Origin of the sequence: Aerosakkonema funiforme FACHB-1375, assembly GCF_014696265.1 — a bacterium.
In the GTDB taxonomy this organism is placed as follows: domain Bacteria; phylum Cyanobacteriota; class Cyanobacteriia; order Cyanobacteriales; family Aerosakkonemataceae; genus Aerosakkonema; species Aerosakkonema funiforme_A.
Genome location: NZ_JACJPW010000005.1, coordinates 37,074 through 63,949 on the forward strand (window position 1 = coordinate 37,074; position 26,876 = coordinate 63,949).

The 26,876-nt window shown below is 42.6% G+C and carries 21 protein-coding genes; 12 read left to right on the plus strand and 9 right to left on the minus strand.

Features of this window, described 5'->3' with window-relative positions; all coding sequences use genetic code 11:
• Window positions 1-48: 48 nt before the first annotated feature.
• Genes H6G03_RS03040 through H6G03_RS03065 form a run of 6 tightly spaced genes read left to right on the plus strand, consistent with a single transcriptional unit; the run spans window position 49 to window position 6,975 of the window.
• Window positions 49-1,233 carry an FAD-dependent oxidoreductase gene (locus tag H6G03_RS03040; protein ID WP_199315107.1) on the plus strand — a complete coding sequence of 395 codons (1,185 nt, stop codon included), beginning with the start codon at window positions 49-51 and terminating at the stop codon, window positions 1,231-1,233.
• Window positions 1,233-2,231: a glycosyltransferase family 2 protein gene (locus tag H6G03_RS03045; protein ID WP_190461959.1), complete on the plus strand. Its 999-nt coding sequence runs from the start codon at window positions 1,233-1,235 to the stop codon at window positions 2,229-2,231. Before H6G03_RS03040 ends, H6G03_RS03045 begins: the two co-directional genes overlap by 1 nt.
• Before the next feature lie 15 nt (window positions 2,232-2,246).
• Window positions 2,247-3,068: a glycosyltransferase family 2 protein gene (locus H6G03_RS03050; protein ID WP_190461961.1), complete on the plus strand. Its 822-nt coding sequence runs from the start codon at window positions 2,247-2,249 to the stop codon at window positions 3,066-3,068.
• A gap of 14 nt (window positions 3,069-3,082) precedes the next feature.
• A complete protein-coding gene (locus H6G03_RS03055; RefSeq protein WP_190461963.1) occupies window positions 3,083-3,856 on the plus strand; it encodes a Rossmann-fold NAD(P)-binding domain-containing protein in 774 nt (257 codons plus the stop codon).
• Between the two features lie 8 nt (window positions 3,857-3,864).
• Window positions 3,865-4,677 carry a sugar phosphate isomerase/epimerase family protein gene (locus tag H6G03_RS03060; protein ID WP_190461964.1) on the plus strand — a complete coding sequence of 271 codons (813 nt, stop codon included), beginning with the start codon at window positions 3,865-3,867 and terminating at the stop codon, window positions 4,675-4,677.
• Window positions 4,678-4,719: 42 nt separating this feature from the next.
• Complete coding sequence (locus H6G03_RS03065) at window positions 4,720-6,975, plus strand: hypothetical protein (RefSeq protein WP_190461966.1); 2,256 nt, start codon at window positions 4,720-4,722, stop codon at window positions 6,973-6,975.
• Here H6G03_RS03065 and H6G03_RS03070 read toward each other — a convergent pair.
• The 3 genes from H6G03_RS03070 to H6G03_RS03080 form a co-directional block, all read right to left on the minus strand.
• The gene (locus H6G03_RS03070; protein ID WP_190461968.1) at window positions 6,959-9,631 is read right to left on the minus strand and encodes a PAS domain S-box protein; all 2,673 of its coding nucleotides are present in this window, start codon (window positions 9,629-9,631) and stop codon (window positions 6,959-6,961) included. The two genes, H6G03_RS03065 and H6G03_RS03070, sit on opposite strands and share 17 nt — an antisense overlap.
• Window positions 9,632-10,087: 456 nt before the next feature.
• Entirely contained in the window at window positions 10,088-10,990 is a 903-nt protein-coding gene (locus H6G03_RS03075; RefSeq protein ID WP_190461970.1) for an inositol monophosphatase family protein, read from the minus strand.
• Between the two features lie 126 nt (window positions 10,991-11,116).
• Window positions 11,117-11,986 (minus strand): sugar kinase, encoded by an 870-nt coding sequence (locus tag H6G03_RS03080; protein WP_190461972.1) that lies wholly within the window; start codon window positions 11,984-11,986, stop codon window positions 11,117-11,119.
• A gap of 235 nt (window positions 11,987-12,221) precedes the next feature.
• On the opposite strand from H6G03_RS03080, the gene H6G03_RS03085 reads away from it, so the two are divergent.
• From H6G03_RS03085 to H6G03_RS03095, 3 genes are all read left to right on the plus strand, one after another.
• Window positions 12,222-14,534: an EAL domain-containing protein gene (locus tag H6G03_RS03085; RefSeq protein ID WP_190461974.1), complete on the plus strand. Its 2,313-nt coding sequence runs from the start codon at window positions 12,222-12,224 to the stop codon at window positions 14,532-14,534.
• Window positions 14,535-14,549: 15 nt separating this feature from the next.
• Window positions 14,550-15,407: a 16S rRNA (cytidine(1402)-2'-O)-methyltransferase gene (gene rsmI / locus H6G03_RS03090; protein ID WP_190461976.1), complete on the plus strand. Its 858-nt coding sequence runs from the start codon at window positions 14,550-14,552 to the stop codon at window positions 15,405-15,407.
• 176 nt (window positions 15,408-15,583) lie between these two features.
• On the plus strand, window positions 15,584-15,874 hold the full coding sequence (locus H6G03_RS03095) for a hypothetical protein (RefSeq protein ID WP_190461978.1): 291 nt from the start codon (window positions 15,584-15,586) through the stop codon (window positions 15,872-15,874).
• On the opposite strand, the gene H6G03_RS03100 is transcribed toward H6G03_RS03095, so the two are convergent.
• Window positions 15,868-16,917, minus strand: a complete 1,050-nt coding sequence (locus H6G03_RS03100) for a hypothetical protein (RefSeq protein WP_199315108.1) — start codon at window positions 16,915-16,917, stop codon at window positions 15,868-15,870. The genes H6G03_RS03095 and H6G03_RS03100 overlap by 7 nt on opposite strands.
• Window positions 16,918-18,030: 1,113 nt before the next feature.
• On the opposite strand from H6G03_RS03100, the gene H6G03_RS03105 reads away from it, so the two are divergent.
• Both H6G03_RS03105 and H6G03_RS03110 read left to right on the plus strand, forming a co-directional pair.
• The gene (locus H6G03_RS03105) at window positions 18,031-19,476 is read left to right on the plus strand and encodes a phosphoglucomutase/phosphomannomutase family protein (protein ID WP_190461980.1); all 1,446 of its coding nucleotides are present in this window, start codon (window positions 18,031-18,033) and stop codon (window positions 19,474-19,476) included.
• 228 nt (window positions 19,477-19,704) lie between these two features.
• The gene (locus H6G03_RS03110) at window positions 19,705-20,013 is read left to right on the plus strand and encodes a lipopolysaccharide assembly protein LapA domain-containing protein (RefSeq protein WP_190461982.1); all 309 of its coding nucleotides are present in this window, start codon (window positions 19,705-19,707) and stop codon (window positions 20,011-20,013) included.
• A gap of 2 nt (window positions 20,014-20,015) precedes the next feature.
• Here the strand turns inward: H6G03_RS03110 and H6G03_RS03115 are convergent, their stop codons facing one another.
• From H6G03_RS03115 to H6G03_RS03125, 3 genes are all read right to left on the minus strand, one after another.
• On the minus strand, window positions 20,016-20,579 hold the full coding sequence (locus tag H6G03_RS03115; protein ID WP_190462088.1) for a thermonuclease family protein: 564 nt from the start codon (window positions 20,577-20,579) through the stop codon (window positions 20,016-20,018).
• 125 nt (window positions 20,580-20,704) lie between these two features.
• Complete coding sequence (locus H6G03_RS03120; RefSeq protein ID WP_190461984.1) at window positions 20,705-21,052, minus strand: XisI protein; 348 nt, start codon at window positions 21,050-21,052, stop codon at window positions 20,705-20,707.
• Window positions 21,028-21,456, minus strand: a complete 429-nt coding sequence (locus tag H6G03_RS03125) for a XisH family protein (RefSeq protein ID WP_190461986.1) — start codon at window positions 21,454-21,456, stop codon at window positions 21,028-21,030. The genes H6G03_RS03120 and H6G03_RS03125 overlap by 25 nt, the downstream gene beginning before the upstream one ends.
• Window positions 21,457-21,678: 222 nt before the next feature.
• Between H6G03_RS03125 and H6G03_RS03130 the strand changes: the two genes are divergently transcribed.
• The gene (locus tag H6G03_RS03130) at window positions 21,679-22,545 is read left to right on the plus strand and encodes an SDR family oxidoreductase (protein WP_190461988.1); all 867 of its coding nucleotides are present in this window, start codon (window positions 21,679-21,681) and stop codon (window positions 22,543-22,545) included.
• A gap of 435 nt (window positions 22,546-22,980) precedes the next feature.
• Here H6G03_RS03130 and H6G03_RS03135 read toward each other — a convergent pair whose 3' ends face one another.
• Both H6G03_RS03135 and polA read right to left on the minus strand, forming a co-directional pair.
• The gene (locus H6G03_RS03135) at window positions 22,981-23,448 is read right to left on the minus strand and encodes an ankyrin repeat domain-containing protein (RefSeq protein WP_206756603.1); all 468 of its coding nucleotides are present in this window, start codon (window positions 23,446-23,448) and stop codon (window positions 22,981-22,983) included.
• Between the two features lie 48 nt (window positions 23,449-23,496).
• Window positions 23,497-26,463, minus strand: a complete 2,967-nt coding sequence (gene polA / locus H6G03_RS03140; protein ID WP_242060291.1) for a DNA polymerase I — start codon at window positions 26,461-26,463, stop codon at window positions 23,497-23,499.
• Window positions 26,464-26,876: the final 413 nt, after the last annotated feature.

A 26,876-nucleotide genomic window follows, 5' to 3' on the forward strand; every position in this document is an offset into this window, starting at 1 on the left:
TAGCGACAGTATTAGGTATAATTCACAGGAAGATTTTGGTCTGAGGAGTTGACAATCACAAATTCGCCAATTTTTCATCCTGGCGGAGGAAGTCTAACAGCCTCCAGTCCGCTTAACCCTAGCAGCTATGACGCAGTTGTAATTGGCGGCGGCTTTTTTGGTTGCAGAATTGCTTTATATCTCAAAGAACATTTAAACAAAGTCCTAATTCTCGAAAAAGAAGCCGATGTTCTCCAACGTGCATCTTATGCAAATCAAGCGAGAGTTCACAACGGCTATCACTACCCGCGCAGCATATTGACCGCTTTGCGATCGAGAGTTAATTTTCCTCGATTTGTCAGCGAATATCGCGAATGTATCGATAGCAGCTTTGATAAATATTATGCGATCGGCAAAATAACTTCCAAAGTCACAGCCAATCAATTTAAAACATTTTGCCAACGCATTGATGCTTTTATAGAGCCAGCACCGATCGACATCAAAAAGCTTTTCAACAATAACTTAATCGAAGACGTTTTTTATACAAAAGAATATGCCTTTGACGCCGTAAAGCTAAAACATAGAATGCTGAACGACATCGAAACAGCAGGCGTGAAACTTAGGCTTAACTCAAAAGTTATCAAATTGGAAGACGCTGATAATTTGGCTATTAAAATTTTTGTAGAATCTCCCGACAATCAAGATATAATTACCGCCAAATACGTTTTTAACTGCACTTATTCATCTATTAACCATATTCTCGATCGTTCAAATTTACCCACAATTCCGCTCAAGCATGAATTAACTGAAATGGCATTAGTTGAAGTTCCCGATCCAATTCGCCATCTCGGTATTACACTTATGTGTGGGCCTTTCTTTTCCATCATGCCTTTCCCAGCACGAGGACTGCATACCCTCAGTCATGTTCGCTACACCCCCCACTGTTTTTGGAAAGATGAAGACGCTGATGTAAAAACAGTTAACCCTAAAAGCGGACACAAAACTAACTACCCATACATGATTAAAGATGCCGAACGATATATCCCAATTCTGAGCAAATGTCAGTATGTCGATTCTATCTGGGAAGTGAAAACAGTTCTGCCGCAAAGCGAGGTAGATGATAGCCGACCGATTTTATTTAAAAAACATCACGGATTAAAAAACTCGATCTGTGTATTGGGTGGTAAGATTGACAATATTTATGATGTTCCCCCTGAACTTAAGTTTATGGAACTCACAGGAGGCGTAATCTAATGGCTACCTATGATTGTTTTGTTTCGGTAGTTGCTCCACTTTCTAACGACGCAAGGATTGTTAAGCCTTTTGTCACTGAAGTAATGGAAGTATTGCGAAACAATTACGCCAACTACGAACTCGTTTTAGTCAATGATGGCTCCGAAGATGATACCGCCGAACAAGTGTGCGGTCTTTTAAAAGAATACGAATGTATCCGATTACTTAATCTCTCCAGAAGTTTTGGTACTGATGTGGCTATATCTTCTGGTTTAGATTCGGTAATCGGAGACTTTGTAGCGATCGTGCTTCCCGAATCTGACCCCCCAGATTTGATTCCAGATTTAATCCAACAAGCTCGACTCGGTTACGATATTGTCATCGGAATTCGCAATAATCGCTCTGGCGAACCTCTGTGGATGAAAGTCGGTGCTAAGCTATTTTACTTGTCTTGCAAAAGTATCTTTAAAATACCGCTGATCGAGAATGCGACCCAGTTCCGGGTATTGAGTAGAGCAGTTGTCAATGCCATCATTCAAGTTAACGACAAGTATCGCTATTTACGCCTCCTCAGTTCTTATGTAGGCTATCGAAGAAAAACTTTTACCTACGAACAAATCAGAAGGTATAGAAGACCGAAACTAAAAAGTTTTCTGGAAACAGTCGATATTGCTTTACAGGTAATTGTGGTGAACTCGGTGCGACCGCTGCGATTTGCCAGTTACTTAGGTTTGCTTGCGAGTATTTTTAATATCCTTTACATGGGTTACATTGCTCTGGTTTACTTATTTAAAGACCAGGTTGCCGAAGGATGGGTAACTTTATCATTTCAAAATGCGATCGCCTTTTTTTGCATCTCGATAGTACTGACTATTTTGTCCGAATATGTCGGGTTTATATTTGAACGATTAAAAGGATGGCCTGCATATTATATCGCAGAAGAAAAGAATAGCTCAGTTTTAATTGCCGATCGCGATCGCAGAAATATCGTGAAAAACTCAGACAATATCCAAGTTTAGATGTAGAATACCCAAATGCTCGACAAAAATATTGTGCCATATCAACCAGACTGGGAAATTCCCAACCACACAATAGATGAGTTATTCCCCAAGCGCAGTCGCTACTGTGTCTGCATTCCCGTCATCAACGAGGGGTTAAAAATTCGCACTCAGTTAGATCGGATGAGAGGAATTTCTAAAGATTTTGATGTTATTATTGCTGATGGCGGTAGCACCGATAATTCCCTCGCTTTAGATGTCATATCCGAATTGGGTGTACGCACTTTGCTAACCAAGCAAGACACTGGTAAGCTGAGCGCTCAAATGCGGATGGCTTTTGCCTACGCCATGCAGCAAGGATACGAAGGAATTATTACTATTGATGGGAACAATAAAGACGATCCGGAAGCAATTACTACTTTCGCACAAGCACTTGATGCGGGTTTCGATCACATCCAAGGTTCCCGTTTTATCAAAGGGGGAAAAGAAGTTAACACGCCTTGGATGCGCTTATTTGGTATTAAATTAATCCACGCTCCTTTAATTAGCCTCGCCGCCGGATTTCGATACACCGATACTACAAATGGATTCCGCGCTTACAGCCGCAACTTCTTATTAGATCCCAGAGTAGCACCTTTTCGGCAAGTATTTTCAGGTTACGAACTGCACTACTACTTGGCAATTCGATCGGCTCGTTTGGGTTTCCGGGTGAAAGAGTTGCCAGTATGCCGCCGATATCCATCCAAAGGGCCAGTTCCTACTAAAATTAGTCCCATCAAGGGAAATATAATCGTGATGAAAACCTTGCTCAAAGCTTGTCTGCATAGATACAATCCACCAGCCACAAACAATAACTAAAAGAGAGGCGATCGATGCGTAATGCGCTGATAGGATACACGGGGTTTGTCGGAGGTAATTTAATTAGTCAACATCAATTTGACGACCTGTACAACTCTAAAAATATTGAATCTATTGCTGATAAAAACTTTGACTTTCTTGTTTGTTCTGGCGCACCAGCCGTTAAGTGGTTAGCCAACAAAGAGCCAGTCAAAGATGCAGAAAACCTCGCTCGCCTCATGAACTGTCTGAGTCAGGTATCTGCCAAAAAAGTTGTTTTGATATCCACAGTCGATGTCTATCCAGTTCCTATTGAAGTTGATGAAGCAACAGAAATTGATACCCAGGATTTGCATCCCTATGGCAAACACCGACTGCAATTAGAACAATTTGTCACAGAACGGTTTGATACTTTGGTTGTCCGTTTACCCGGTCTGTTTGGAGACGGTCTGAAAAAGAATATCGTTTATGACTTTATTCACAATAACAACGTTGACCAAATCCACAAAGATAACATATTTCAATTTTATAACCTCGCGCATCTCTGGCAGGATATTCAAACAGCCTTGGCAAACAATTTGAAATTAGTGAATTTGGCGACCGAACCTACCAGCGTTGCAGAGGTGGCCAAAAAAGTATTTGAAATTGATTTTGTTAACGAAACTCACAATCGTCCAGTCAAGTATGATATGAGGACTAAATACGCGGATATGTTTGGTGAATCTGGCGTATATGCCTACACCAAAAATACTGTTTTGACCGAAATGAAACAATTTGTATTGCAGCAAAGTTCTGTCGTAAAGAGTTAATCGCAGCCATGAAAATAGCCATTTCTAACATAGCTTGGCAAGTACAGGAAGAGGACGCGATCGCCAACCTCATGCAGCACCTCAACATCAAAGGTGTAGAGATCGCTCCTACCAAAAATTGGCCATCCCCATTAACCGCTAGCGATGCGGAAATAACCGCTTACAGGAAATTTTGGGAAAGCCGAGATATTGAAATCGTCGCCATGCAAGCTTTACTTTTTGGCAAACCAGACCTCACTATTTTCCAGTCAGAGCAAAAGCGACAAGAAACCTTTGAATATTTGTCGGGTATCATCCAATTAGGTAGCAAGTTTGGCGCAAAAGTACTTGTGTTCGGTTCTCCCAAAAACAGAAGTATTGGTAACTTACCACCGGAACAAGTTCAACAAATTGCCACAGAATTTTTCTATGGTTTGGGTGAAGTAGCATGGAAAAATGGCGTATTCTTTTGTATCGAACCAAATCCTACCGTCTACGGTTGCGATTTTATCAATACCTCCACGCAAGGATTAGAACTCGTCAATACAGTTAACAGCGATGGTTTTGGGTTGCACTTAGATGCAGCTGGAATGACCATGAGTGGAGAGGCAATTGTGTCTGCGATCGAACAAGCATTTAAGCGTGTGTGCCACTTTCATATTAGCGAGCCTAATTTAGGCCAAATTGGTACTGGAGGCGTCGATCATCAACTTTTTTCGCAAACCTTGTCTGCACTTAACTATCAAGGTTGGACATCGATTGAAATGAAAACTCAAAGTCCAGATACGAATATTGCTAACGTAGAACAAGCTCTACAAATAGCTATTCAACATTATAGTTGACGTTGGCATCGACTTTTTCTTAAACACTATCTAGAATTAACAATGTCAAGCGATAAAAAACCTCAAAATTTAAAGATATTCGCCATTTTTTCGGTAGCAGTAATATCATTTCTGATTATCATACCTATTTTCGATAACTTACAAATACCTTTTGGCACCAATAAAACTGGATTGATTTCCCTAGCCACTACAAAAAATATTAGTCCTTACACTAACTATATCAGATTTCTGATTTTCCTCGCCGTTCCATTTTTAATTGCCACTATCGCCGTCACTAGAAATCAAAATTTCGTAGAACGGCAATGGCAATTTATCAAAAAAGGAGCTAATTTTTTAATAAATACAAGGTTTTATTTAGTTATATCATTTATTTTACTTTTATCTTGGGCAATCAACAGAACCTATGGTTATTTGGCATTTCCATTAGAAGATACCTTTCACGAAGGTGAATATCTGGGATTTTTACCTAATTTTCTTACGCAAACCAAACCGTTTTTAAGTACATTCATGATTCACGGTTTCGGGATGAATGTGTTTCCCAGCTTAATCGCCAGCAAGCTAGCAACTCACTCCAATATCATTGCCTTAACTCGCTTGATTAGGATGACTCTAGGTTTTTTGACCTACTTGGTTTGTTTTTGGCTGATTGGAGAAATTATCTCATCCGTAAAACTGAATATTCCCAGACGAAATATTTTTATTATTTACTGTGCAATTTTTACTTTTTTTGATGGTTTCATCTTTGAAATTGCCAAAGGTATCCACCAAGGTAGAGATTTGTATTTGTTACTGCAAATAACGTTAACTGTAAGATTTTTTAGGCAGGCTCTATCCAGTAAGTTAAGTAGAGCAGAAATGTTCATCTTGCCAACGCTGATAGGATTATCTATACCCGTAAGTATTCTCTACGTGTACGATCGAGCCGTTTATTTTATCGCCATCTACGCAGTTTGTTGTGCTTTAACACTTGTTCTGGATAAAAAGTTTTCTAGAGCTTGGTTGAGTAATTCTGGTTTAGGATTACTCGGTTCTGCAATAGCTTTAGTTATTATACTCGGCTTCGATCAAGTATCGGCTTTACTATCGCAAATAGCTTACTGGGCGCGTTATGGCAGATACATGACATTTATTGCCATGCCGTCTTTTAATTTAGAAAATTTACCCATTTGGCGTCCTTTTATATTTTTGATTTCAGTAATTATTTTGGGAGCCATTTATTTATTTGTAGAATATCAGAATAATCCCAAACTCAAAGAACTTTGCGAACAAAATTGTTTGCTTATTATCCTGCTATTTTCATCTTTAATATATGCAAGAATTGCTCTAGATAGAAGCGATTACGGTCATGTCGCGCCAGGGGCACTCATGACTGTATTCTTACTCGCTTACCTGAGCGTAAATTTATTTAAAGACCAAATTAATAATTTTAAAACATCACCCCATAAGTTAGCAAGCTTTGTTATAATTTGCCTTGCAGTATTAAGCCCATTTTTCAATCCATATAATGCTTATCTTACGGTTGATGGAATGCAAAAATCATACCAAATACCGGATGAAAAAATCATCAAAAATGATTATTTACAAGCATACAAAACATTGCAACCAGAAATAGACAAATTATCGTGTTTCTATGGTCTTACATCAGAAGGTTTTTGGTACTATTTGTTTCAAAAACCTTCTTGCTCTAAGTTTAGCTATGCTTACTATGCCCACCCTCCCTTAGCTCAAGCTCAAGTCGTTAGCGATATCGATCGACAAAAACCAAAACTAATTTTAATGAGCAATGATGCTTCCTCTAATGCCATAGATGGCATCCATGTTTCTGAGGGAGCCTCGACGATATATCAATATTTCTTAGCCAAATACAAACCATACATTGCTGTTGGCTCTCATTGGTTTTGGCAGCAGCGCAATCAGAATTTTACTTTTCTCAAAACACAAGCAAATATCCAGAATGGCTATATAGATACACCAGTACCCGAAAAGATCAAAAGAAGAAACACCTTAGCTCTGAGTGGATGGGCCATATTACCCAAACAAGGACGATCGGCTGATGCAGTTTATATTACCTACGGCGAACAAAATAAGCCGATCGCAGTTGCCAGAGTCAACGTTCCCAGACCAGATGTAGCTAAAGTTTTAGCTAATAATGCTTATACCCAATCTGGGTGGAACCTCTTAATTCCCACTAAAATTTTACCAAAAGGTAATAACCTCGTCAGAGCTTGGAGTTACGATACAAAAAGCGAACAGCTTCATCAAATCGGTCAAGACATCAATATTAACCTCGTTGATTGAAGTCGTATTGGCGGCGAATGGGAATTTGCACAACAAATTCTGCCCCTTTCCCAGGTGCTGAAATACACTCTATTTTGCCAGCGTGTTTTTCAACTACAATTTGATACGTAATTGACAGTCCCAATCCAGTTCCCTTGCCGACTGGTTTTGTAGTAAAAAATGGATCGAACAACTTGTGGCGTATTTCTTCGGTCATCCCAGGGCCGTTATCCATAATACTTATTTGCACCGAATCGTTGGCAACTTCTGTGCGAATGCAAATTGTAGGGATGCAGTCATTTAACCTTTCAACTCCCGCAAATTTCAAATGTTCGAGTGCATCAATGGCGTTACTCAGGATATTCATGAATACCTGATTGATTTGCCCTGGGTAACACTCGACAAGCGGCAGTTTTCCATAGTTTTTATCCAGTTTAATACTAGGCCGTGCCGCGTTTTCTTTGAATCGGTGTTGCAAAATCAGCAAGGTGTTATCGATACCTTCGTGAATGTCAACCGGTTTCATTTCCGCTTCATCGAGACGGGAGAAGTTACGCAGCGACAAAACAATCTGACGAATGCGGTCTGTCCCTACTTTCATTGAAGATAGCAATTTGGGCAGGTCTGTTAATAAGAAATCCAGATCGATCGCTTCAATTTTGTCTTCGATCTCTTTTACAGGTTTGGGATAATATTGTTGATAAAGTTTTACCAGACTGAGCAAATCTTGAATATATCCCGTGGCATAGTTGATATTTCCGTGGATAAAGCTAACGGGATTATTAATTTCGTGGGCGATCCCGGCAACTAGCTGTCCCAAGCCGGACATTTTTTCGCTTTGAATCAGTTGAGCTTGAGTTTGTTGCAATTTTTGCAGCGCTTGGGCAATTTGTTCTGCTTGCGCTTGGGCAATTTTAGTAGCTTCTTGACTTTGGGCGTAAAGTTCGGCTTGGTTAATTGCGATCGCCAGCTGATCCGTCACCGCTTGCAGCAATTCTACTTCGCTGTCGCGCCAAGGACGGAAACCTCTAGTATGACTGCAATTGACTATACCAATTTGACCCGATTGCGTCTTGAAGGGCAGATCCAGCATAGAAGTATGGCCCAAAAAACGCAACACCTGCTGCAAAATCGGATCGGTTACAGTTTCTACATCGTCAGCACGGATTATTTCTAAGTTCAAAAGCTTCTCCACCAACGGGCGAAACTGTTCTTGAAGCGGATACACACCAATCCTACTTTCTAGATCCGGATGCTTAGCTTCCTTGACAATTTCCCACATTATCCTTTCATCACCTCCGTCTACGGGAGGGAAAAAACGAAGCCAAATAAAAAGGCATCGATCGATCTGCAACAGCTTGCCGATCTCCTGCACTGCTGTTTCCAAAATAGTGTCTAGATCGAGGGAGTTGCGGATCTGACTTGCTAGCCGATTGATCAGTTCTTCCTGCTGGGCGAGTTCTTTGTACCGCGCTTCCGACTGCCGCAACGCATCGTTTGCCCGCACGCGATCGGTGATATCCTCAAGTAGCGCCACGAAATAATCGACCGACCGATCCGATCGACGCAGACAGCGAACCAAAATATTAGTGTAAATTATGTCACCATCAGAGCGAATATACCTTTTTTCCAAAGAATAAGCGTCTATTTCACCTTCTAACACGCGATTGTACTGATTTAAGTCAACTTCCAAATCTTCCGGGTGCGTCAATTGCGCCCAAGTTGTGCCGTTCAATTCATTTCGAGAATAGCCGAGAAGTTCGCAGAAAGTATCGTTGACTTCAATCCAACCTTTTTCGGGCGAGGTGATCGCTACACCGATGAACGACAGTTCAAAATAACTGCGGAAGCGTTCTTCGCTTTGACGCAATCTTTCCTCCGCCAACTTGCGATCGCTAATATCAAAAGAAAGGCCAACAACGCCGCACAAAATACCCCTTTCATCGTGAATTGGCGAATCAGTCGCCAGTACCGGGAAACTCCTGCCATTGCGATGGCGCACCATAAATTCGCCCGACCAACTTTCGCCTGTACTCAAGCGCGACATCAATTCGGCTGCTTGTGTTTGAGAAAATTCAGATGGGATCAGTTCCACTATGTCGCGACCTAACGTTTCTGCTGCTGACCAACCATAGAGTTTTTCGGCAAATTGGTTCCAATAACTAACGATTCCGTTTAAGTCCGTGGCAATCACAGCTTGTTCGACAACATCCAACAATCGCGCCTGAAAGCGGTTTTTTTCCTCTGCTTTTAAGCGTTCCGAAATCTCCATTTCCAGTTTTCGATTGGTGATTTCCAACTCTGCTGGACTCGGTAAAGCCAATGCTTTCGGAATCAAATTCACCAGCATAATAGCAGTATATAAAGATACCGAAGCTGTCAGGGCTTTAACTAACCCGGATATCCAATAATGGGGATGCCACAACGTCCACACTTCTATAACGTGAGTTGTACCGCAGGCAATAATGAAAGTGCCGAAAAGTAAAAAGATCCAATCAAAAGGTAAATCCCGTCGCTGCTGCACAAAATATACCAACATCAGCGGAATGGAGTAGTAGGCGACAGCAATCAGCGAATCGGATATTATATGCAGCCATACCAGTCCTGGTTTCCACAGATAGCAATGGCCGTGCGGAATAAAGTTACTTGAAAATAGGGTTTGCCAGAATGCTGCCATAGAAAAATCCTATTTTGTAACGGTTTATCATTTCTGTTTTAGCCGTTATATTTTGTTTTGGCTAGAGATTGTCTGCCGTTTGTAATTAGATAAATATTGTAAATATCACATTAACTTCCAATTTATAAGTAACGGCTTAAAACCCTCGCTACTCACTAAGCGATCGCACAACTGTTAATTCGTCATTAATATTTTCAATATCATTATAATATTAAAGCCTGAATAGAGATTGCAGATACTAAATTTTTGTTTTTTTATCTGCAATCTTCTTAAATGTGAAAATTTATGCAATTACTAATTACTCACTTTCCCCCAGAAGATTATCGATCCTTCTTTTGCTCCTCTGCTGCTTTGCCAGTCTGCACCCCTGCGTCATCATAGATATTCTTGGAGCGGGAAAGGAATAATAATTGGTATTTTTCTTGATTAAATGTTGTGCAATACGCGCTCGCGTTATTACCCATCCACTTTTTCCAGAATTTGTTTGGTTTGTGCTAATAAATCATCGTGACAGTGACCGTTGCTAGCAACCAAGCAACCCCACTGATGCACATCTCCCCGGTTGTATTTGAGGGCAGAACCATCCAAATAAGTAAATTTGCCCCCAGCTTCCGTCAAAATCAGTTCGGGAGCCGCCATATCCCAGTCTTTCGGAGCAGATTTCCCAGAAAGAGATATGTAAATATCTGCTTCCTGTTCGATAATTGTGGCTATTTTGCAGCCTACACTACCGACATATTTGAGATTTTTGCAAGGCAGTTGCTGCAACAGATTGTTGAAGCGATCGTCTCGGTGAGTACGACTGACAATGATAGACAAATCTTCTAGTTTGTTGCGATCGGAAACTTGCACTTGCGTGATTAGTCCATCGCGAGTTTCCACAAAAGTACCCCCGCCTTTAGTTGCGTAGTATACCTTTTCTGTTTCCGGCCATGCCACCGCCGCCAGTACCGGACTTCCCTGATATACTAAAGCAATCTGAACAGCGTATTCACCCGTTTTGTCAATAAAATCTCGCGTACCGTCTAAAGGATCGACAATCCAAATCCAAGCTTCCGGTAAAGGCGATGACAAAACTCCCTTAGACTGAAATTTATAGGTTTCTTCGCTTAAGTAGCCAAAATCTTGAGTTCCGAAAGCAGCTTGCAAGTTGTCCAAAATATAGTGGTTGACTGCTATGTCAGCAGCAGTGACCGGCCCTTCTTTTTTATTTTCAATGTTCAGGTCACCGGTATGAGGTTCGCCGCGATAGTAGGATCGCAGGATATCAGCTGCCCCCCAAGCGACTGAGCGAGCGATCGCAGCTACTTCCTCTAATCCTTCAAATTGGTTTTCGCCTAAATATTTTAATTCCGTCACGCTACAATTCCTTTACTATTTGCAGATGGGTGGAGCCAATGCCCATAATAACCGTAAAATTGACGCTAAGGGCAAGTTGGGCGATATTTTTTATCTTTACTGCTCCTCTGGCGCTAAAATTCACCTCTACAAGCTCAAAGCTGATTCCATCCACCGACGAGTTCCAAAAAATTGACACGAATAAGAAGCAACCTTAGCCGCTGCTGCTAAGGCATCGGTAAAATTTTGCCGCAGAATGTAATGGCAAAAAGCTCCGTGGAAAACATCCCCAGCACCCAGCGTATCCACAGCCTTAACTTTAGGAACCTCTATCCACCCAGCTTCACCCTGGCAAAAATACTGAATAGCTTCTTCTCCGTGGGTAATGGCAATATGTGAAATTCCCAGAGATGAAAAATAGCTAATAATCTCCTGCTCGTTTTGGCAGTCAGGTGGGTAAAAGTTAGCCGAACAAATCGCGTAATCCACGAAAGGCAATATCTCATCAAATCCAGCCTTCCAGCTGCCACCATCTATTACAACTGGAATCTTGTTTGCTTTAGCTAATTGTGAGATTGTTTTACCAATTTCCATTTGGTGGCCGTCAATTAACACTATATCTATGCCAAACGCAATATCTGGAGAAAGACTTTCTTTGTGACCTTGGTATTTAGTCGCATTGATTGAGATCACAGCCCTCTCCCCAGTTGCTTCGGCGACGATAATAGAAGATACTGGTGGCGGCTCCAACCTAGTAGCAGCCAAATCTTGTATATCTACTTTGCAGTTTTCTAAATCAGTGCGGATTAAGTTAGTAATTGGGTGAGAGCCGATCGCACCCAAGAGTGTCGCTCGATCGCCCAAATAGCTGAAACTTACTGCTGCATTCGTCGCAGGGCCACCTGCTGCAACTGTATAGTCAGCCGCAACAATTTTTTGGTTCCTAGTTGGATAACCCTCCGTTAGATAGAGGAAATCTAAAGTTAGCAGTCCTACAAATAGCCCGTATTTTACCATTGGTACACTTTTTTTTCAGCTTGAAAAGTTTTACCTCCACCCACAGATGGCTTACAAGGTATCGGCCAAGCTAATAAGATGGACGCGATCGCGAGCGAAAATCTATCCACACCTATTTTTAGAGAATTTTGTTTTTAACAAAATAGAATAAAAATCAAATGGTAAACCGACTGAGTGATTTTAAGATAGAGATAAAGGTAAACTTTACAGTATCTTTAAAAAAAAGCACATTTTTATGAAGGAACTATTAAAAGACCTGTTTGCTTTACCAAACTTCATCAGCCAAGGGTACTACGACCCTTACTACCCAGAGTTGGTTTGGCTGCACATCTTGTCGGATACTCTCATTGCGTTGGCTTATTATTCGATTCCGCTAATGCTGCTCTACTTCATCCACAAGCGAGAAGATGTAGCTTTACCACCCGTGCTGTGGCTGTTTGGCGCTTTCTTCATTACCTATGGCACCAGCCAAATTATGGAAATTACAATGCTTTGGTATCCAAACTATGCGCTATACGGCGGTTTCAAAGCAGTTAGTGCTGTAATATCCATATATGCGGCAGGGAAGCTGTTTCCCTTAATTCCCCAAGCAATGGCACTTAAGAGCCCCGCCGAACTGGAAGCAGCGAATGAGAAACTCGCACGGGAGATCGTGGAACGGCAACAGGCAGAAGCAGCTCTCAACGAGAGGGAGGCATTATTTAGATCGATTTTTGAAGGAGCCAGCATAGGTATAGAAATTATCGATATGGCAGGCCAAACTGTAGCAAGGAATTCAGCACTCGAGCAGATGCTAGGATATGGCAAAAATTCCAGATCGCATTTTCCCAAGGATGAGGAGATACATCAGGAGCTCGTGGCAAGGAAACGCGATCGCTACCGGGTAGACAACCCTTACCTGTTTTGGGAGCGCGATCGCTACCAAATGGAAAAGCGTTATCTTTGCAAAGACGGACAGCTAATGTGGTGTCACGTCACCGGTTATTTGGTACGCGATAGCGAGGGTAACCCCGAATTTGGCATTCGCATGGTAGAAGACGTCACCAAGCACAAGCAAACTCTCAAGCAGCTACAGCATTATCAGGAACGCTTGGAAGATATGGTCGGAGAGCGTACCGCCTTCCTTGCTAAAGTAAACGAACAGTTGTCTTGGGAAGCGACTCACGATGCGCTCACCGGACTGATCAACCGTCGCGAATTCGAGCAGCGTCTGGAAGCAGCTGTGTTGGGTGCCAGAAAACAAAATCAAAAGCATACCCTGTGTTATCTCGACTTAGACCGATTCAAAATTGTTAACGACACTTGCGGTCATGCTGCTGGTGACGAGCTGCTACGTCAGCTCAGCGCTATGTTGCAAACTCACGTGCGCCAGACCGATATTTTAGCGCGACTCGGCGGTGATGAATTTGCCTTACTGCTCTATAATTGCCCTCTTCAGCAAGGACTTAAAGTAGCGCGATCGCTCAAAGAAGCGATCCAAACTTTCCGGTTTGTATGGCAGGATAAAACTTTCAGTCTCGGCGTCAGTATCGGAGTAGTACCCCTGACTGACTGCCAAACTTACGGTCATGTGGTTTTACAAAATGTAGATAAGGTATTGAGCGCAGCTGACGCTGCTTGCTACCAAGCTAAAAATAAAGGGCGCAATTGCGTACACATCTACAAACCTAACGATGAAGATTTGGCACAACAGCGAGATCAAAAACAATGGATCGCCAGAATCAATCAAGCGATCGGTGAAAACGATACAGATAAAACTCAGAGCGAATATTCCCAAACTTCGGAACTGGCAGATAACAAGTTTTGTTTGTACTATCAACCGATAGTTTCTGTTGGTTCCCATCGCTTTGTCAGAGAATATCACGAAGTTTTACTGCGTTTGGTGGATGAAAAAGGGGAGGTGATTCCGCCAATGGCTTTTCTCCCAGCAGCTGAGCGATACAACCTCATGCCAATTATCGATCGCTGGGTGATAAGCACATTCTTGGCAAAGCAGGCTCGCCAAGGTAGGGAGATGCAACATCGTTCTCTTTATGCGCTCAATCTTTCTACAGCTAGCATTAACGACGAAAATTTTATTAACTTTCTGTATGAGCAGTTCTCGCTCCACGAAATCTTGCCTGAGACGATTTGCTTTGAAATTACTGAAAGCGTTGCGCTCTCAAATTTTAGCCAAACAAATAAGCTCATCCGCGCTCTCAAGTATTTAGGTTGCCGAGTAGCTTTAGATGATTTTGGTAGCTGTATTTCTTCTTTTGCTTATCTTAAACAGTTACCTTTGGATTATTTAAAAATAGCTGGAGATTTGATAGAAGGCATTTTGGATGACACAATTACTTACGAGAGCGTCAAAGCAATCAACAATATCGCTCATGTTATGGGTATTGAGACGATCGCCAAGTTCGTTACCAATGCCTCTATCCTGGAAAAAGTAAAGGATATTGGGGTAGACTACGCTCAGGGTTATGGCATCGCCGCCCCCCATCCCTTAGTGACTAAACCCAGCCCAATATACCCAGAAATATGGTTGGAAAGGCGTTGTTCTTAAGTTGAATTAATTGATATGCAAACGGTTCCGCACATCGGCACTTTATACGTTGTGGCAACTCCAATCGGCAATCTGGAAGATATGACGTTCCGGGCAGTGCGAATTTTGCAAATGGTGGATACGATCGCGGCGGAAGATACCCGCCATACAGGAAAACTTTTGCAGCATTTTCAAATTGCTACGCCCCAGATAAGTTACCACGAACACAATCGTCAGCAACGCATTCCGGAGTTAGTAGATCTGTTGAAGCAGGGAAAATCGATCGCTCTCGTCAGCGATGCCGGTATGCCGTTGATTTCCGATCCAGGATACGAGTTAGTTCGAGCTTGTATCTCCGCAGAAATACCGATAGTACCTATTCCCGGTGCTAGTGCGGCAATTACAGCTTTAAGCGCATCTGGGTTATCGACAGACCGATTTGTGTTTGAAGGTTTTTTACCTGCAAAAGGGTCAGGCCGAAAGGAGCGTTTGGAAGCTTTACAAACAGAATCCCGAACTATTATTCTATACGAATCTCCCCATCGCTTGCGGCAAACTTTGCAAGATTTGGCAGATGTTTTGGGTGAAGACCGGCAGCTAGTCTTGGCAAGGGAGTTAACTAAATTGCACGAAGAGTTCTGGCGGGGAACGATCGCAGAGGCTATACTTGCTTATTCGCAACGGGAGCCCCAAGGGGAATTTACTCTCGCCCTAGCAGGTCTCCAGCTAGAAAAGCCTAATTTTTCCGAGGAAACCCTTAAATCCGAGTTACAACAGCTACTCGGTCAGGGAATATCTCGTTCGCAAGCCAGCCGCCAGCTCGCAAAAGCAACCTCTCTGCCGCGTCGTTTGATATATCAGCTCGCGCTCTCTCTTCCTGTTGTAGAAATATAAGACAAACTCGAGCTGCCTTCATCAAAATTTTACAGAAATCACCCTAAATTAAGGTTATATTCTTTAAGATAAACAGGTTAAAAAAACTACAACAGCCGTCTTACAAAAGCTGCATGATTACATCCAGCTATGTTTTGCTACGGCTATGCCGATCCTATTGGTATTAGGGGTGTATCATGACAGCATTGCTATTTGCGTCTTCCGCAACAGCTTATGTTTTTTCCGGCATGATTTGCTATCTGCTCTCGATCGGCAGTGGCAAGGAATATCGGCAGGAGTATAAATCGATTAACCCTACTCTTGTCAAGGCGTTAGTCAGGCTTTGGATAACAGCTTTGTGGCCCATTTGGATAATCGGGGAAATTACAGGCGAAGAAGGGATCGCTGAAACGTTAGCAGTCAATCCCATTAGTTGCTCGGATTCGGAAGTAAGCTTAGTAGAAGAAAGTCAGTTTAGCAATCAATAGTTTTGAAATACCTCTTTAGAAAACATTTCCGATAAGGTACGCAAATAGGGTAAGAAGACAGCGACATCTTCTAAGCGCAGACGATCGTGCAATTCCCAGACGATCGCTTGGAGCATATCCTGCACTAATGTCCAGCTCACCCCCAATCGGGGATACAACATTACGCATAAGGGAAACAGCTCCTGTTGTACCGAGAAAATGTTACCTTGAAGAACGCATAAACACAAATATACTTGAAACATCTCCACATCTCGGATGCTGGATATTTTCACCTTTTCGTCGCTGACAAGGCCACTGTAGCTTTGATAGCCCGGATGCTGACGACAGACGCGATCGAAAACAGCATAGGCTATATTCGTACTCGCGGGTAAAAGATGCTGAACTGCTAAGAGTTGGGGCGAATTTAAAGGCAGATCGGCAGCTGCTTTGTAAGCCGCTTGCAACGGCATATACATATGGTCGTCCATGACCTTTAAGTAAGACTGAAACAATGCTTGCTCCGATTTCGATAGAGATGCCAGCAACTTTTGGCCCGTGTAGTGGAACTGCATACTCACAAATCCGATCGCACGGGGATCGACGCTGGTGTACTTCTGCCTCACCCGACCGCAATCTGCACCCAAAATGACCGATAGGCGTGCAGGTGGGATCTCTTTAGTATAAGCATTTAGAGCTTTTTGAAATAAATTGCGCGTATCTGCGGCAATCTCCAAGGGGTTGATTAAATCGGGATTGATGCGGTGGCGTCGCATTTCCTCTCCCAGCAACGTTTCCGTCAAAGACCAAGCTTGGGCGCTAGCCAAAGTCAGATTCTGGCTCAATTTGTTTGCTGTGCGAGTTCTACCCTCCAAAGAAGATACTTCCATCAGAGTTTCCAGCTTTCTCGGTTGCTTTGCATCTTCAGCGGCAGTTACGGAGAGAAAGTATTTCCGTGCCCATAATGCCGCCAGAGAGTGCAGTTTCAATTCCGATGCTTGGGATTGGACGGCTGTAAGTTTGGGAGATTTAAAGTTAACCCCTGTAGATGCAAAGGATTGAGTCATTCTTTTTGCCCTGAATCTGGTAAAATATGTCAAAAAAGTTTAAAAATAGCAAATAAAGTAGCTTTTAGACTGTTGGCCTAACGCTAGTTTATTTTCAGACGAGAATAAACCGTCCGATCTGGGACAGGGAACTTTAAGAAAAATTCGTCAAAGCACAGCCGTATTTCACAGAATCTTTATATGCTATGGAGGTTAAGTATGCAGTATTTTTACTGAAAAGTAAAACATTTTGTTTAAAATTGTTAATCCTTCTATAGATTTCTGACAAACAAAGGCGTCCAAGGGCTGAACGGTAGGTGCTGAACTATCGGAGGCACAAACACTGCTCAGTTCGGTCAACTACTCTCCGAATGAAAAATATAAAGTTTTTATAAAAATTTAAAATACATCCAACTAAATTTGATAAAAGTACCGTAAATTTACTATTGTTTCCATAAAGTCTGAGTAAATAACTCAGTATTTGTCTGTAATTGTTGGTTTTAGCGACTCCCAATTAAGGCAAAGCCTGGTAAAACAATACTTAGACATCTCCTCCAAAAGAATCTCAAAGGGCAGGCAGGATGCCTACCCCACAAGAATTGTTGGAGATGTGGATGGAACCTGATTTTTAGCAGGCTCCGATCGTCACGGGTGTATCTCGAACTCTGGTTTAACAAACTTGTCTGGCCCATCTCCTTCGGGAGATGGGCTATGGCCAGACGAATTGCTAGCTAAATCACCACTCCTCTACTGCAAAACCAAGGTATTCCCCGTGACTGCAATGCTATTAGCCTACGTAGCAGCCTCTTACACTTTTTCCGGTTTGATTTGCTATCTTGCCCACCGGAAAGATTTCAACCCCCTGGAAGAGTCGCAATTGCGAGGTAACTCGAGAAGATTTGTTGCCGCTGGGATTACGCTCCTGTGGCCGATTTGGCTGATTGCGAAAATTTATGGCAGGAGGAATAAGACCTCAAAAAGGGCCGCCACATTATCCGGAAGAATAAACAATGGCAGTTCAAATCGCTTTTGGATGCCATAACGTGCATTCCAACAATTTACGCCTATTGCTGCTGTCTCCTGAATGACACGCTTCCTATACTATGGATGGTGAAGTGACAGGACGTGGCTCAAATGAGTGCTAGCAGCAGCTCGAAAAAGATTCAATTTGGTACGGATGGATGGCGGGGGATTATCGCTGATGATTTCACATTCCCTAATGTGTGTAAGGTGACGCGAGCGATCGCCAGTTACCTGGAGTCAGCTTATTCTAAAGACAGACCTGTTCTGGTAGCTTACGATACCCGCTTCTTGGCAGATCAATTTGCTCGCACGGCGGCTCAGATTCTCGCTGAGATCGGTTGGACGGTAAAAATAGTCGATCGCGATTGCCCGACTCCGGTAATTGCTTACAATGCCAAGCATCTCAACTCGGCTGGGGCGCTCATGTTCACCGCCAGTCACAACCCAGCGCCCTATTGCGGTATTAAGTACATCCCCGATTATGCAGGGCCAGCTACACCGGAAATTACGGATACGATTGTAGCAAATATTGAAGGTGCTACGGATACGCCGCCATCGGGAAGCAATTCTGACAAAATATCGACTTTTGACCCGAAACCGGCTTATCTGGAATTCATTTACACATTGCTTGATGTGGAGCGCATTCGCAGCGCTAAGCTGAAGGTCAAATACGATGCGCTTTATTCTACCTCTCGCGGCTACCTGGATACGGTGTTGCAACATTGCGGTTGCGATTTGGAAAGTTTCCACACTTACCGCGATGTTTTGTTTGGTGGCGGAATGCCGGAACCGAAAGGGGAACAACTGGTAGAGTTAGTCGATGCGGTCAAGAAAGATGGCGCAGATTTGGGTTTGGCGACGGATGGAGATAGCGATCGCTTTGGTATTGTAGACGAACAAGGAAACGTGCTTACCCCCAACACGGTGTTGCTGTTGTTGGCGCGTCATCTGGTCAAGAATAAAGGCAAAACAGGTGCGATCGTTCGCACGGTTGCTACCACGCACTTGCTGGATAATTTTGCTGCTAAGTACGGTTTGACACTTTACGAAACCGCAGTAGGTTTCAAATACATCGGCGAGAAAATGCGCGAGACGCAGGTGCTGATCGGTGGTGAAGAATCGGGAGGACTCAGCATTATCGGTCATATTCCCGAAAAAGACGGCGTTTTGGCAGATATGCTGGTAGCAGAAGCTGTTGCTTACGAAGGAAAACCGCTGAGTCAGCTGGTGGAAGAAGCGATCGCCGAAGCTAATGGCCCACTTTACAACCTGCGCCTCGACTTGCACCTCGATGACGCGCACAAAGCTGCTGTCATCGACTCTTTCACTAAAAATCCACCCGCAGAAGTGGCAACGGTTAAAGTGAAAGAAGTTGGTCGCAAAGACGGTATCAAACTCTACTTAGAAGAAGGTAGTTGGGTGTTGCTGCGTCCGTCGGGAACAGAACCGCTGATGCGCGTTTACATAGAAACGAATTCTGCCGACAAACAAGCGCAAATTGCCGAATACATGGAAAATATCATCAACAATCTTAAGCCTGCGGCAGCAGTCGTTTGAGTTGTCGATTGAGTGAGGAATCGATATCAAAGAAACCCGGTTTCTTCAAGAAACCGGGTTTCTAAATTCAGAAAGATTTGTCTTAGCATCTAAATATATAGTGTGTTTCGATCGTTATTGCGGCAATGTCTAGCCACCGCCAAGGCGTAATGAACGTTCTTAATTCCACAAACCCTTGATTCTAGTCTCTTCTTCCCCTAGCCCCGACGCCCTAATCCCTAGACCCTAATGAAAAATATCGCCAATTTACTCACTTCTTCGATCGTAGCCATTTGGGTAGGAGCGATCGCCATCCTCTCCGTCCAAAATGCTACCCAAGTTTCTCTGAAGTTTTTGGGATTCGAGTCAATTAAACTGCCAGTGGGTGTGGTGTTGGCCTTTAGTGCTAGTCTTGGGGTGGTGGGAGGTGCGATCGCTTTTCCTTTATTTACACCTTCAGAAAATCGAGAGGATGATGATTTTGAGGATGATGTGCCAGAAAATCGTCAATCCAGCGGCGGAAGTGATTGGTTAGAAACCGGATCGCAAGATTGGTAAGTTTATTTTGTGCGACGATATTCCCAAGGAGCCACAAAAGTGCGATCGCTCCAAATACCGCGTCTAGCTTTCTTTGCTTCCGCTTCTGCCTGTTCCACAATAGCTGCACTGGGACAGTTTTTCAAGTAGGGACGATTCACCAGCGCCAATCCCTCGCGCACTAACACTTCTTGAATGAAAACATTGTCAGCTAAACGGACTTCACCGATTTTGCGACCGTAGCGATCGGTATCGGTTAAAGTTAAGGTAACGCGATCGCCTTGTTTCACCAACTGCTGCACGCGACCCTGCGCTTTTACACCCCACTTGAATTGATTTTTGTCCACCAATTTTGTGCTTTGCTTTTCCTTTTGGGAATGGGGAACTTCCGGTGCATCGATACAGGCGAAACGCACAGTAAAGTTTTCTCCCTTCGAGTCTGTGACCGCGAGTGTATCTCCATCGCTGATTCGTTTGACGGAGTAAGTAATTTGTCCCGGACGGTTCGGACATCCTGTTAAACTGAGAATCAGGAAAGCAACGCCGAGGAATTTTAGCGAGTATGCGATCGATTTTTTGTAACTCATACTTAGCTTTTCCTTGCCAGTTTCGATCGACTTTTTCATAAAGTTATATTGCCCATAAATTTCACCACATTATCTGCCGATCTAAATTTATCGCCATTAAAAAATGCTCAACTTTGCAGAATCTTTTATGCGATCGCATATCCAGTATGCTCTCTAACTTGGGGAGGATGAAAGGCGAGGACAATACGATCTTTAGGTACTCCAGCAGCGACAAGTTCATTTGTGATGCCATCTTCAATACCATCGTAGTGAATCCAAATTTTCTCATTGCGAATTTCCACATGGACGATACAGCCATGCACTCTGCGGTGATTTTCCCAGCCTTCGTGTACCAGCATAAAGTGGTTGCGATCGCGGCTAACAATAACATAAGTAATTACATCACCATAACGATAAGGAATATCCGCATAATATTGGAGAATTTTTTCTAGAATATCACGCCATCGCTCTAGGGGTTGATTTGCGGTATCCATAAAATTATTTCCTCACTGTTTGAGTCAAAAAATATGATACGAAAACCAGGTTCTTCTAACAAGATTTTTCCAGCTTCCTCTTGGAACAAAGTCTCAAAAGTGTTGCGACTGACGGCTAAATAGAGACGACGGTCTGGATCTCTTCTTTGCAGATCTCTAGCATACAAAAAGAATTGTCCCCAGGCATTTTCGAGGTCATTAATAGGAGAAGGACTAAGAAAGCTTTTGATTTCGACAGCGATTTTTACAGAATCTCGTTCAGCCGCAATCAGTTTTTCAGCACCCAGGTCAACAAACGTGGAGCGTTCCCCTATCTTGAGGATAAGCGGGTCATCAGTAATTGTCCAACCGTCTTTGATAAGAGCGGTGCAGACGGTATCATGATAGAGGTGTTTGGCGGGCATTAAAGTTGTCTTGTTTAGACTCCTATGTCTATTTTATACACCGGAGTTTCGGAACTATGGCTCATGGATAGCTTTTCGCGATCGTAATATTAAACCTTTTTTCTGCCCTGCCTCCAAAATAGCAAGCAGAGCGCATTTCCGGCTCCCCCTTTTTTATTAGGGAAGGGCGCTGGGGGGTTAGGGTTTTCTTTCTTTGCCGTTTTTTTCGCAATACTCATCTTTATGAAAAAACTTTTAGTCACAGGATGTAGCGGTTTTTTAGGATGGAACTTATGCCATATAGCCAAACAACAATGGCAAGTTTATGGAACTTATCTTTCCAAATCAGTTGATATTCCAGATATCAATATCGTCAAAGCTGACTTGAGAGATTTTGAAGAACTAAAACGCCTATTTGCGGAAATTCAGCCAGACGCAGTTATTCATACCGCCGCACAATCGAATCCCAATTTTTGTCAAAATCATCCTGATGAATCATATCAAATTAATGTCACAGCTTCCTTGAATATTGCCGGATTGTGTGCGGATTATTCCATACCTTGCGCTTTCACTTCCACCGACCTAGTTTTTAATGGCTTAAATCCTCCTTATCGCGAGACAGATTCTATTTCTCCTGTCAACATTTACGGCGAGCAAAAAGTTATGGCTGAACGAGGTATGCTGGAACGCTATCCCAAAACAGCAATTTGTCGAATGCCTTTAATGTTTGGCATTGCACCGCCTGGTGCTACTAGCTTTATTCAGCCGTTTATCAAGATTTTAAGAGAAGGAAAAGAGTTAAGTTTATTTATAGATGAATTCAGAACGCCTGTCAGTGGGACAACAGCCGCAAGTGGATTGTTATTAGCGCTAAAACAAGTTGAAGGCATCATTCATCTAGGTGGAAAAGAGAGAGTTTCGCGCTATGAATTCGGTCGCTTGATGGCAGAAGTACTTCAACTTCCTCAAGAAAACTTAAAAGCTTGTTTGCAAAAAGATGTGCCGATGGCTGCACCTAGACCTGCGGATGTTTCCTTAGATAGTTCAAAAGCTTTTGCTTTAGGATATCAACCTTTGTCTTTACGAGAAGAATTGGAAGCTTTGAAATAAATAGGCAACTGCTTAGCGGATGGGAGTAAAAACAGTAGAATAGTGTATAAAATGAAAAAATGTTTTCTCTTTTTAGGAATTAGCGCCTTTATAATTGCTCTACCGCTCCCCAGTTTGGCAGAGCGATGGGTAATAATTAGGAATTTAAGTTCCAATCGTCAGGAAGCTATCGATTTGGATAGCGTAAGAAAGGAAGGCGATCGAATATTTTTTTGGAAAATATTGACATCGAATAATTCTAACTATCGTAGCGGGAATCTTAGCTATTTTGTTTTGAATTGTCAGGCAAGAACCTATAAAACCTTGAAAATCGCCTTAAGGGAAAACGGTCAAAACATACAAGAGGTAGATCTTAGCCGCACAAGTCAAACACTTCCCATTCAAAATTACTCTCTAATGGTGGTAGCACATAGAAGATTTTGTACTAACTCCAATTTACGAAGTATCAACCCATACTCCTTTCACATTTCGGCTCTTTTTCCTCCGTTTAGCTTCAGCTAAAATTTTTGCTCCAGGTTCCCATTTTGGAATTGTTAAAGGCTCAAGATAATAAAATATTTCCTCATGTGCGTTATAAGCAGCCATACTCAGAGCGTGTTCTCCAGAACAGTTTTTAAGATTTACATCTGCACCAGCTTCAACCAGTATTTTTACAGCATCAAGATTCCCCGCCAGAGCTGCATCCATTAAAGCGGTGTCTCCTTCTTCCATTTGTAAATTCACATCAGCACCCGCTTTAATCAGCAATTTCATAATCTCCAAATTCCCTTGCCTTGTCGCGTCTGCTAGAGGAGAGAAATCCCATACGGGATTAAGCTCTACTCCTTGCTGAAGCAGGTTTTTGACAGTTTCTACATCATTTGATTGAATTGCTTTGGTAAGTAGGTAAAAAGGTCTCATCATTCTGAGATAACTTTCACTCTTTTTTTAAAGAGCGCATCTAAATTTGCTTTACTTCGTCTCCATCCAATTTTGCCCGACATGAACGTCAACTACTAAAGGCACAGTTAATTGCACGGCATTCTCCATTGTTTCTCGAATCTTCGGTTGCAATTCTTCCCACTCAGATGGCGGAACTTCAAACACCAATTCATCATGCACTTGCAATACCAAACGCGCCTGATATTTCTGTAAAATTTGGTGCAGTTTTATCATGGCAATTTTGATGATATCGGCGCTGGAACCTTGAATGGGTGCATTAGCAGCAGCGCGTAAAAGTTGTGCGTCAGACGCACTCATTTTCTTGAGTTTATCGAAGTCGATCTCGTCTGGGTTACAGTTTAGATAGCTGCGAACGCTACCACTTTCAAAGTTGAAATAGCGGCGGCGTCCGCAAATTGTTTCGACGTAACCGTGTGCGATCGCTTCTCGTTTCATTCTCTCCAAATATTCAAAAACTTTTGGGTAGCGAACGTAGAATTTTTTGATAAACTCATTCGCACTTGCCTTATTTACGCCAGTCGATCGCGAAAATTTCAGCGACCCCATTCCATAAATCACGCCAAAGTTAATCGTTTTCGCCAAGCGGCGTTCGTCAGAAGTAACTTTTTCCTTTTCAAACACTATCCGCGCCGTGACAGTGTGAATATCTTCGTTATTTTTATATGCTTCAACAAGTACAGGTTCTTGACTCAAATGCGCCAAAATTCGCAACTCGATTTGGGAATAATCCGCCGATACCATCAACCAGTTATTTTCTGGCAAAAAAGCTTTGCGAATGAGGCGGCTAAACTCAGTGCGAATGGGAATATTCTGCAAATTCGGTTCGGAAGAAGACAGCCTTCCAGTTGCAGTCACCGTTTGATTAAAATTTGTATGCACCCGCTGAGTATCAGATCGAATCAGTGTGGGTAGCGCATCTACATAAGTTGATTTCAATTTAGATAAAGTGCGATATTCGAGAATCTCATCCACAACTGGATGATCTCCTTGCAGTCTTTCCAGTGTACCAGCGTCGGTAGAATAACCCGTCGCGATTTTCCGAGATTTTTTTGGATCTAGTTTCAGTTTTTCAAACAGTAGCTGACTCAATTGCTTAGGGGAACCCAAATTAAATTTTTCTCCAGCAACCTCATAAGCTTTTTGTTCGATCGTTTCCAAATCTTTTTCCAGCTTTTGCGATAGTTCTTTCAGATATGCAGCATCAATCCTAATGCCGACATACTCCATTTCTGCTAACACTGGTTCTAACGGTTGTTCGACTTCCAGCAGCAAATCGTCTAGTTTGGCAGCGGTTTTTAGTTGTTCGCGCAGTTTGCCAACAAGTTGAAATGTCGCATATACTTGCATTCCGCAGTAATCTGCCACTTTAGCGATATCTAAATCGGCGATATTTTTACCTTTCGGTATTCCTAAATCTGCATAACTTTGAATATTTATATCTAAATATCGCAGCGCCAAATCGCTGAGGCTGTGACTGTTTTCTGGATTCAAAACATAACTAGCCAGCATGGTTTCAAACGCAACGACGGCCAGCTTAATTCCCTGACACCGAAATACTAAGCGATCGAACTTCGCATTATGTAGCGTTTTCGGATATTTATCACTCTCTAAAATCGGACGCAATGCCTCTAAAACTTCTGCTTTATCTAAGTTTGCACCTTTTTTGTGGCTAATTGGAATATAAGCAATCTCATCTGGATTTATTCCCCAGCAACAGCCAATTCCCACTAATTCAGCATCTCGCGGTTCTAAATCGCTTGTTTCCGTATCCCACGCCACAGGTGTAGTTGAATTCGTGCAAAGTTGCAGTTGTTTTACCAGTTCTTTCAGTTTGTCTGGAGTATCGATAATCTGAGGTGTAATTGCAGAATCCGGTTTTTTCTGTGCTGCTTGCGTTTCCTCAAAACTGAAAAATGCCAAATCTTCAGATTCCGGAAAAGCAAAAGTTGTTTCCTCATTTCTTGTCTCCGCATCTTGTCTTGTGGGGTGGGCATCTTGCCCGCCCAGATCCTCAGCAATTCCACCAAATGCTTGCTGTAACTCCTTAATTTTTTTCAAATAAGTTTTGAACTCTAATTTTTCCAGTAGCGGTTCTAAACCTGCATTATCAAAACCCTTCAGCTTGCAATCTTCTAAACTTATATTCAAAGGCACATCAGTCACTATTTTGGCTAAGTGCTGAGAATGATAAGCTGCTTCTTTCCCCGTTTCCAACTTGGTTTTCTTCGCACCTTTAATTGCATCCAAAGCAGCATAGATTTTGTCAAGCGAACCGTACTCCGTCAGCAATTCCACCGCTGTTTTATCGCCTATTCCCTTCACGCCGGGAATATTATCAGAAGTATCGCCACACAGAGCCTTGTAATCAACAACTTGTTCTGGTAAGATGCCCATTTTTTCTTTTACTTCTTCTGGCCCAAACTCTGCCAGTCCGGCGGTGCTACCGCGCTGTAGGAAGTTTCTACCCAAATACAAAACGCTTATTTTCTTATCGGTGTCAACCAATTGGAATAAATCTTTATCTCCGCTTAAAATTTTCACCCTGTAACCCCCTGCACTCGCCTGAGTTGCCAAGGTTCCCAGCACATCATCCGCCTCGTAGCCGGGAGCGGTTACAATTGGTAAGTTGAAAGCGTCGAGAAGTTCGTGAAGATTTTTCAAATCGGCGATAAAATCTTCAGGAGTTTCTGTACGATCGGCTTTATAGGTGTCATCTGCCTCATGGCGGAAAGTTGGCAAACCCAAGTCAAATGCGATCGCAATCCCTTCTGGTTTCTGGGATTCGATAATCGCTAACAACGACTTGAGGAAACCGAAACACACACTTGTCGGTATTCCCGTTTTCGTTTTCAAACCGCCATCGCGACCTTTGGCAAAGGCATAATAGGAGCGAAACGCCAACGAATGACCGTCAACCAAAACGATCGCAGGTAAATTTTCCGGTGCAGCAGATGAGGATTTTGACATAATCCTCATTTTAACCAGACTCCCGGAAATTGTGTTTGTCAATTTAAATTACTAAAAAGCCGTTGGCGATCGTACCTCACGGCTTAAGGTTTAGTTAACCATTAGCGACGTAATGAAGACTATAAATAAACTGGTTAAGCAAGGGTTAAGCAAAAATGACTGTTCGCATTATTTGCCTACCTGTTCCCAGATTATTTATCTATCCAAGCACCCGCTAGATACACGCTAAATAAAAATCGCCCACTAAATAAACTTAATAACCTGCAAGACAAAGCTTTGGTTTCATTATTTGCCTAAATAAATTTCAACGGCTGGCGATGCCGGATAAAATAACCTCTATCAATTGTTAGGTAATACCGTATTTTCCACAAAATATCGATGTGCTTTTTGCAGATATCGACGCTGCGATCGCAATTAAAGTA

What these genes read in the sequence shown, in the direction of transcription:
- H6G03_RS03045 (WP_190461959.1), top strand. Translation starts at nt 1,233, where the DNA reads ATGGCTACCTATGATTGTTTTGTTTCGGTAGTTGCTCCACTTTCTAAC.
- H6G03_RS03050 (WP_190461961.1), top strand. Translation starts at nt 2,247, where the DNA reads ATGCTCGACAAAAATATTGTGCCATATCAACCAGACTGGGAAATTCCC.
- H6G03_RS03055 (WP_190461963.1), top strand. Translation starts at nt 3,083, where the DNA reads ATGCGTAATGCGCTGATAGGATACACGGGGTTTGTCGGAGGTAATTTA.
- H6G03_RS03060 (WP_190461964.1), top strand. Translation starts at nt 3,865, where the DNA reads ATGAAAATAGCCATTTCTAACATAGCTTGGCAAGTACAGGAAGAGGAC.
- H6G03_RS03065 (WP_190461966.1), top strand. Translation starts at nt 4,720, where the DNA reads ATGTCAAGCGATAAAAAACCTCAAAATTTAAAGATATTCGCCATTTTT.
- H6G03_RS03070 (WP_190461968.1), bottom strand. Translation starts at nt 9,631, where the DNA reads ATGGCAGCATTCTGGCAAACCCTATTTTCAAGTAACTTTATTCCGCAC.
- H6G03_RS03080 (WP_190461972.1), bottom strand. Translation starts at nt 11,986, where the DNA reads ATGGTAAAATACGGGCTATTTGTAGGACTGCTAACTTTAGATTTCCTC.
- H6G03_RS03085 (WP_190461974.1), top strand. Translation starts at nt 12,222, where the DNA reads ATGAAGGAACTATTAAAAGACCTGTTTGCTTTACCAAACTTCATCAGC.
- rsmI (WP_190461976.1), top strand. Translation starts at nt 14,550, where the DNA reads ATGCAAACGGTTCCGCACATCGGCACTTTATACGTTGTGGCAACTCCA.
- H6G03_RS03095 (WP_190461978.1), top strand. Translation starts at nt 15,584, where the DNA reads ATGACAGCATTGCTATTTGCGTCTTCCGCAACAGCTTATGTTTTTTCC.
- H6G03_RS03100 (WP_199315108.1), bottom strand. Translation starts at nt 16,917, where the DNA reads ATGACTCAATCCTTTGCATCTACAGGGGTTAACTTTAAATCTCCCAAA.
- H6G03_RS03105 (WP_190461980.1), top strand. Translation starts at nt 18,031, where the DNA reads ATGAGTGCTAGCAGCAGCTCGAAAAAGATTCAATTTGGTACGGATGGA.
- H6G03_RS03110 (WP_190461982.1), top strand. Translation starts at nt 19,705, where the DNA reads ATGAAAAATATCGCCAATTTACTCACTTCTTCGATCGTAGCCATTTGG.
- H6G03_RS03115 (WP_190462088.1), bottom strand. Translation starts at nt 20,579, where the DNA reads ATGAGTTACAAAAAATCGATCGCATACTCGCTAAAATTCCTCGGCGTT.
- H6G03_RS03120 (WP_190461984.1), bottom strand. Translation starts at nt 21,052, where the DNA reads ATGGATACCGCAAATCAACCCCTAGAGCGATGGCGTGATATTCTAGAA.
- H6G03_RS03125 (WP_190461986.1), bottom strand. Translation starts at nt 21,456, where the DNA reads ATGCCCGCCAAACACCTCTATCATGATACCGTCTGCACCGCTCTTATC.
- H6G03_RS03130 (WP_190461988.1), top strand. Translation starts at nt 21,679, where the DNA reads ATGAAAAAACTTTTAGTCACAGGATGTAGCGGTTTTTTAGGATGGAAC.
- H6G03_RS03135 (WP_206756603.1), bottom strand. Translation starts at nt 23,448, where the DNA reads ATGATGAGACCTTTTTACCTACTTACCAAAGCAATTCAATCAAATGAT.
- polA (WP_242060291.1), bottom strand. Translation starts at nt 26,463, where the DNA reads ATGAGGATTATGTCAAAATCCTCATCTGCTGCACCGGAAAATTTACCT.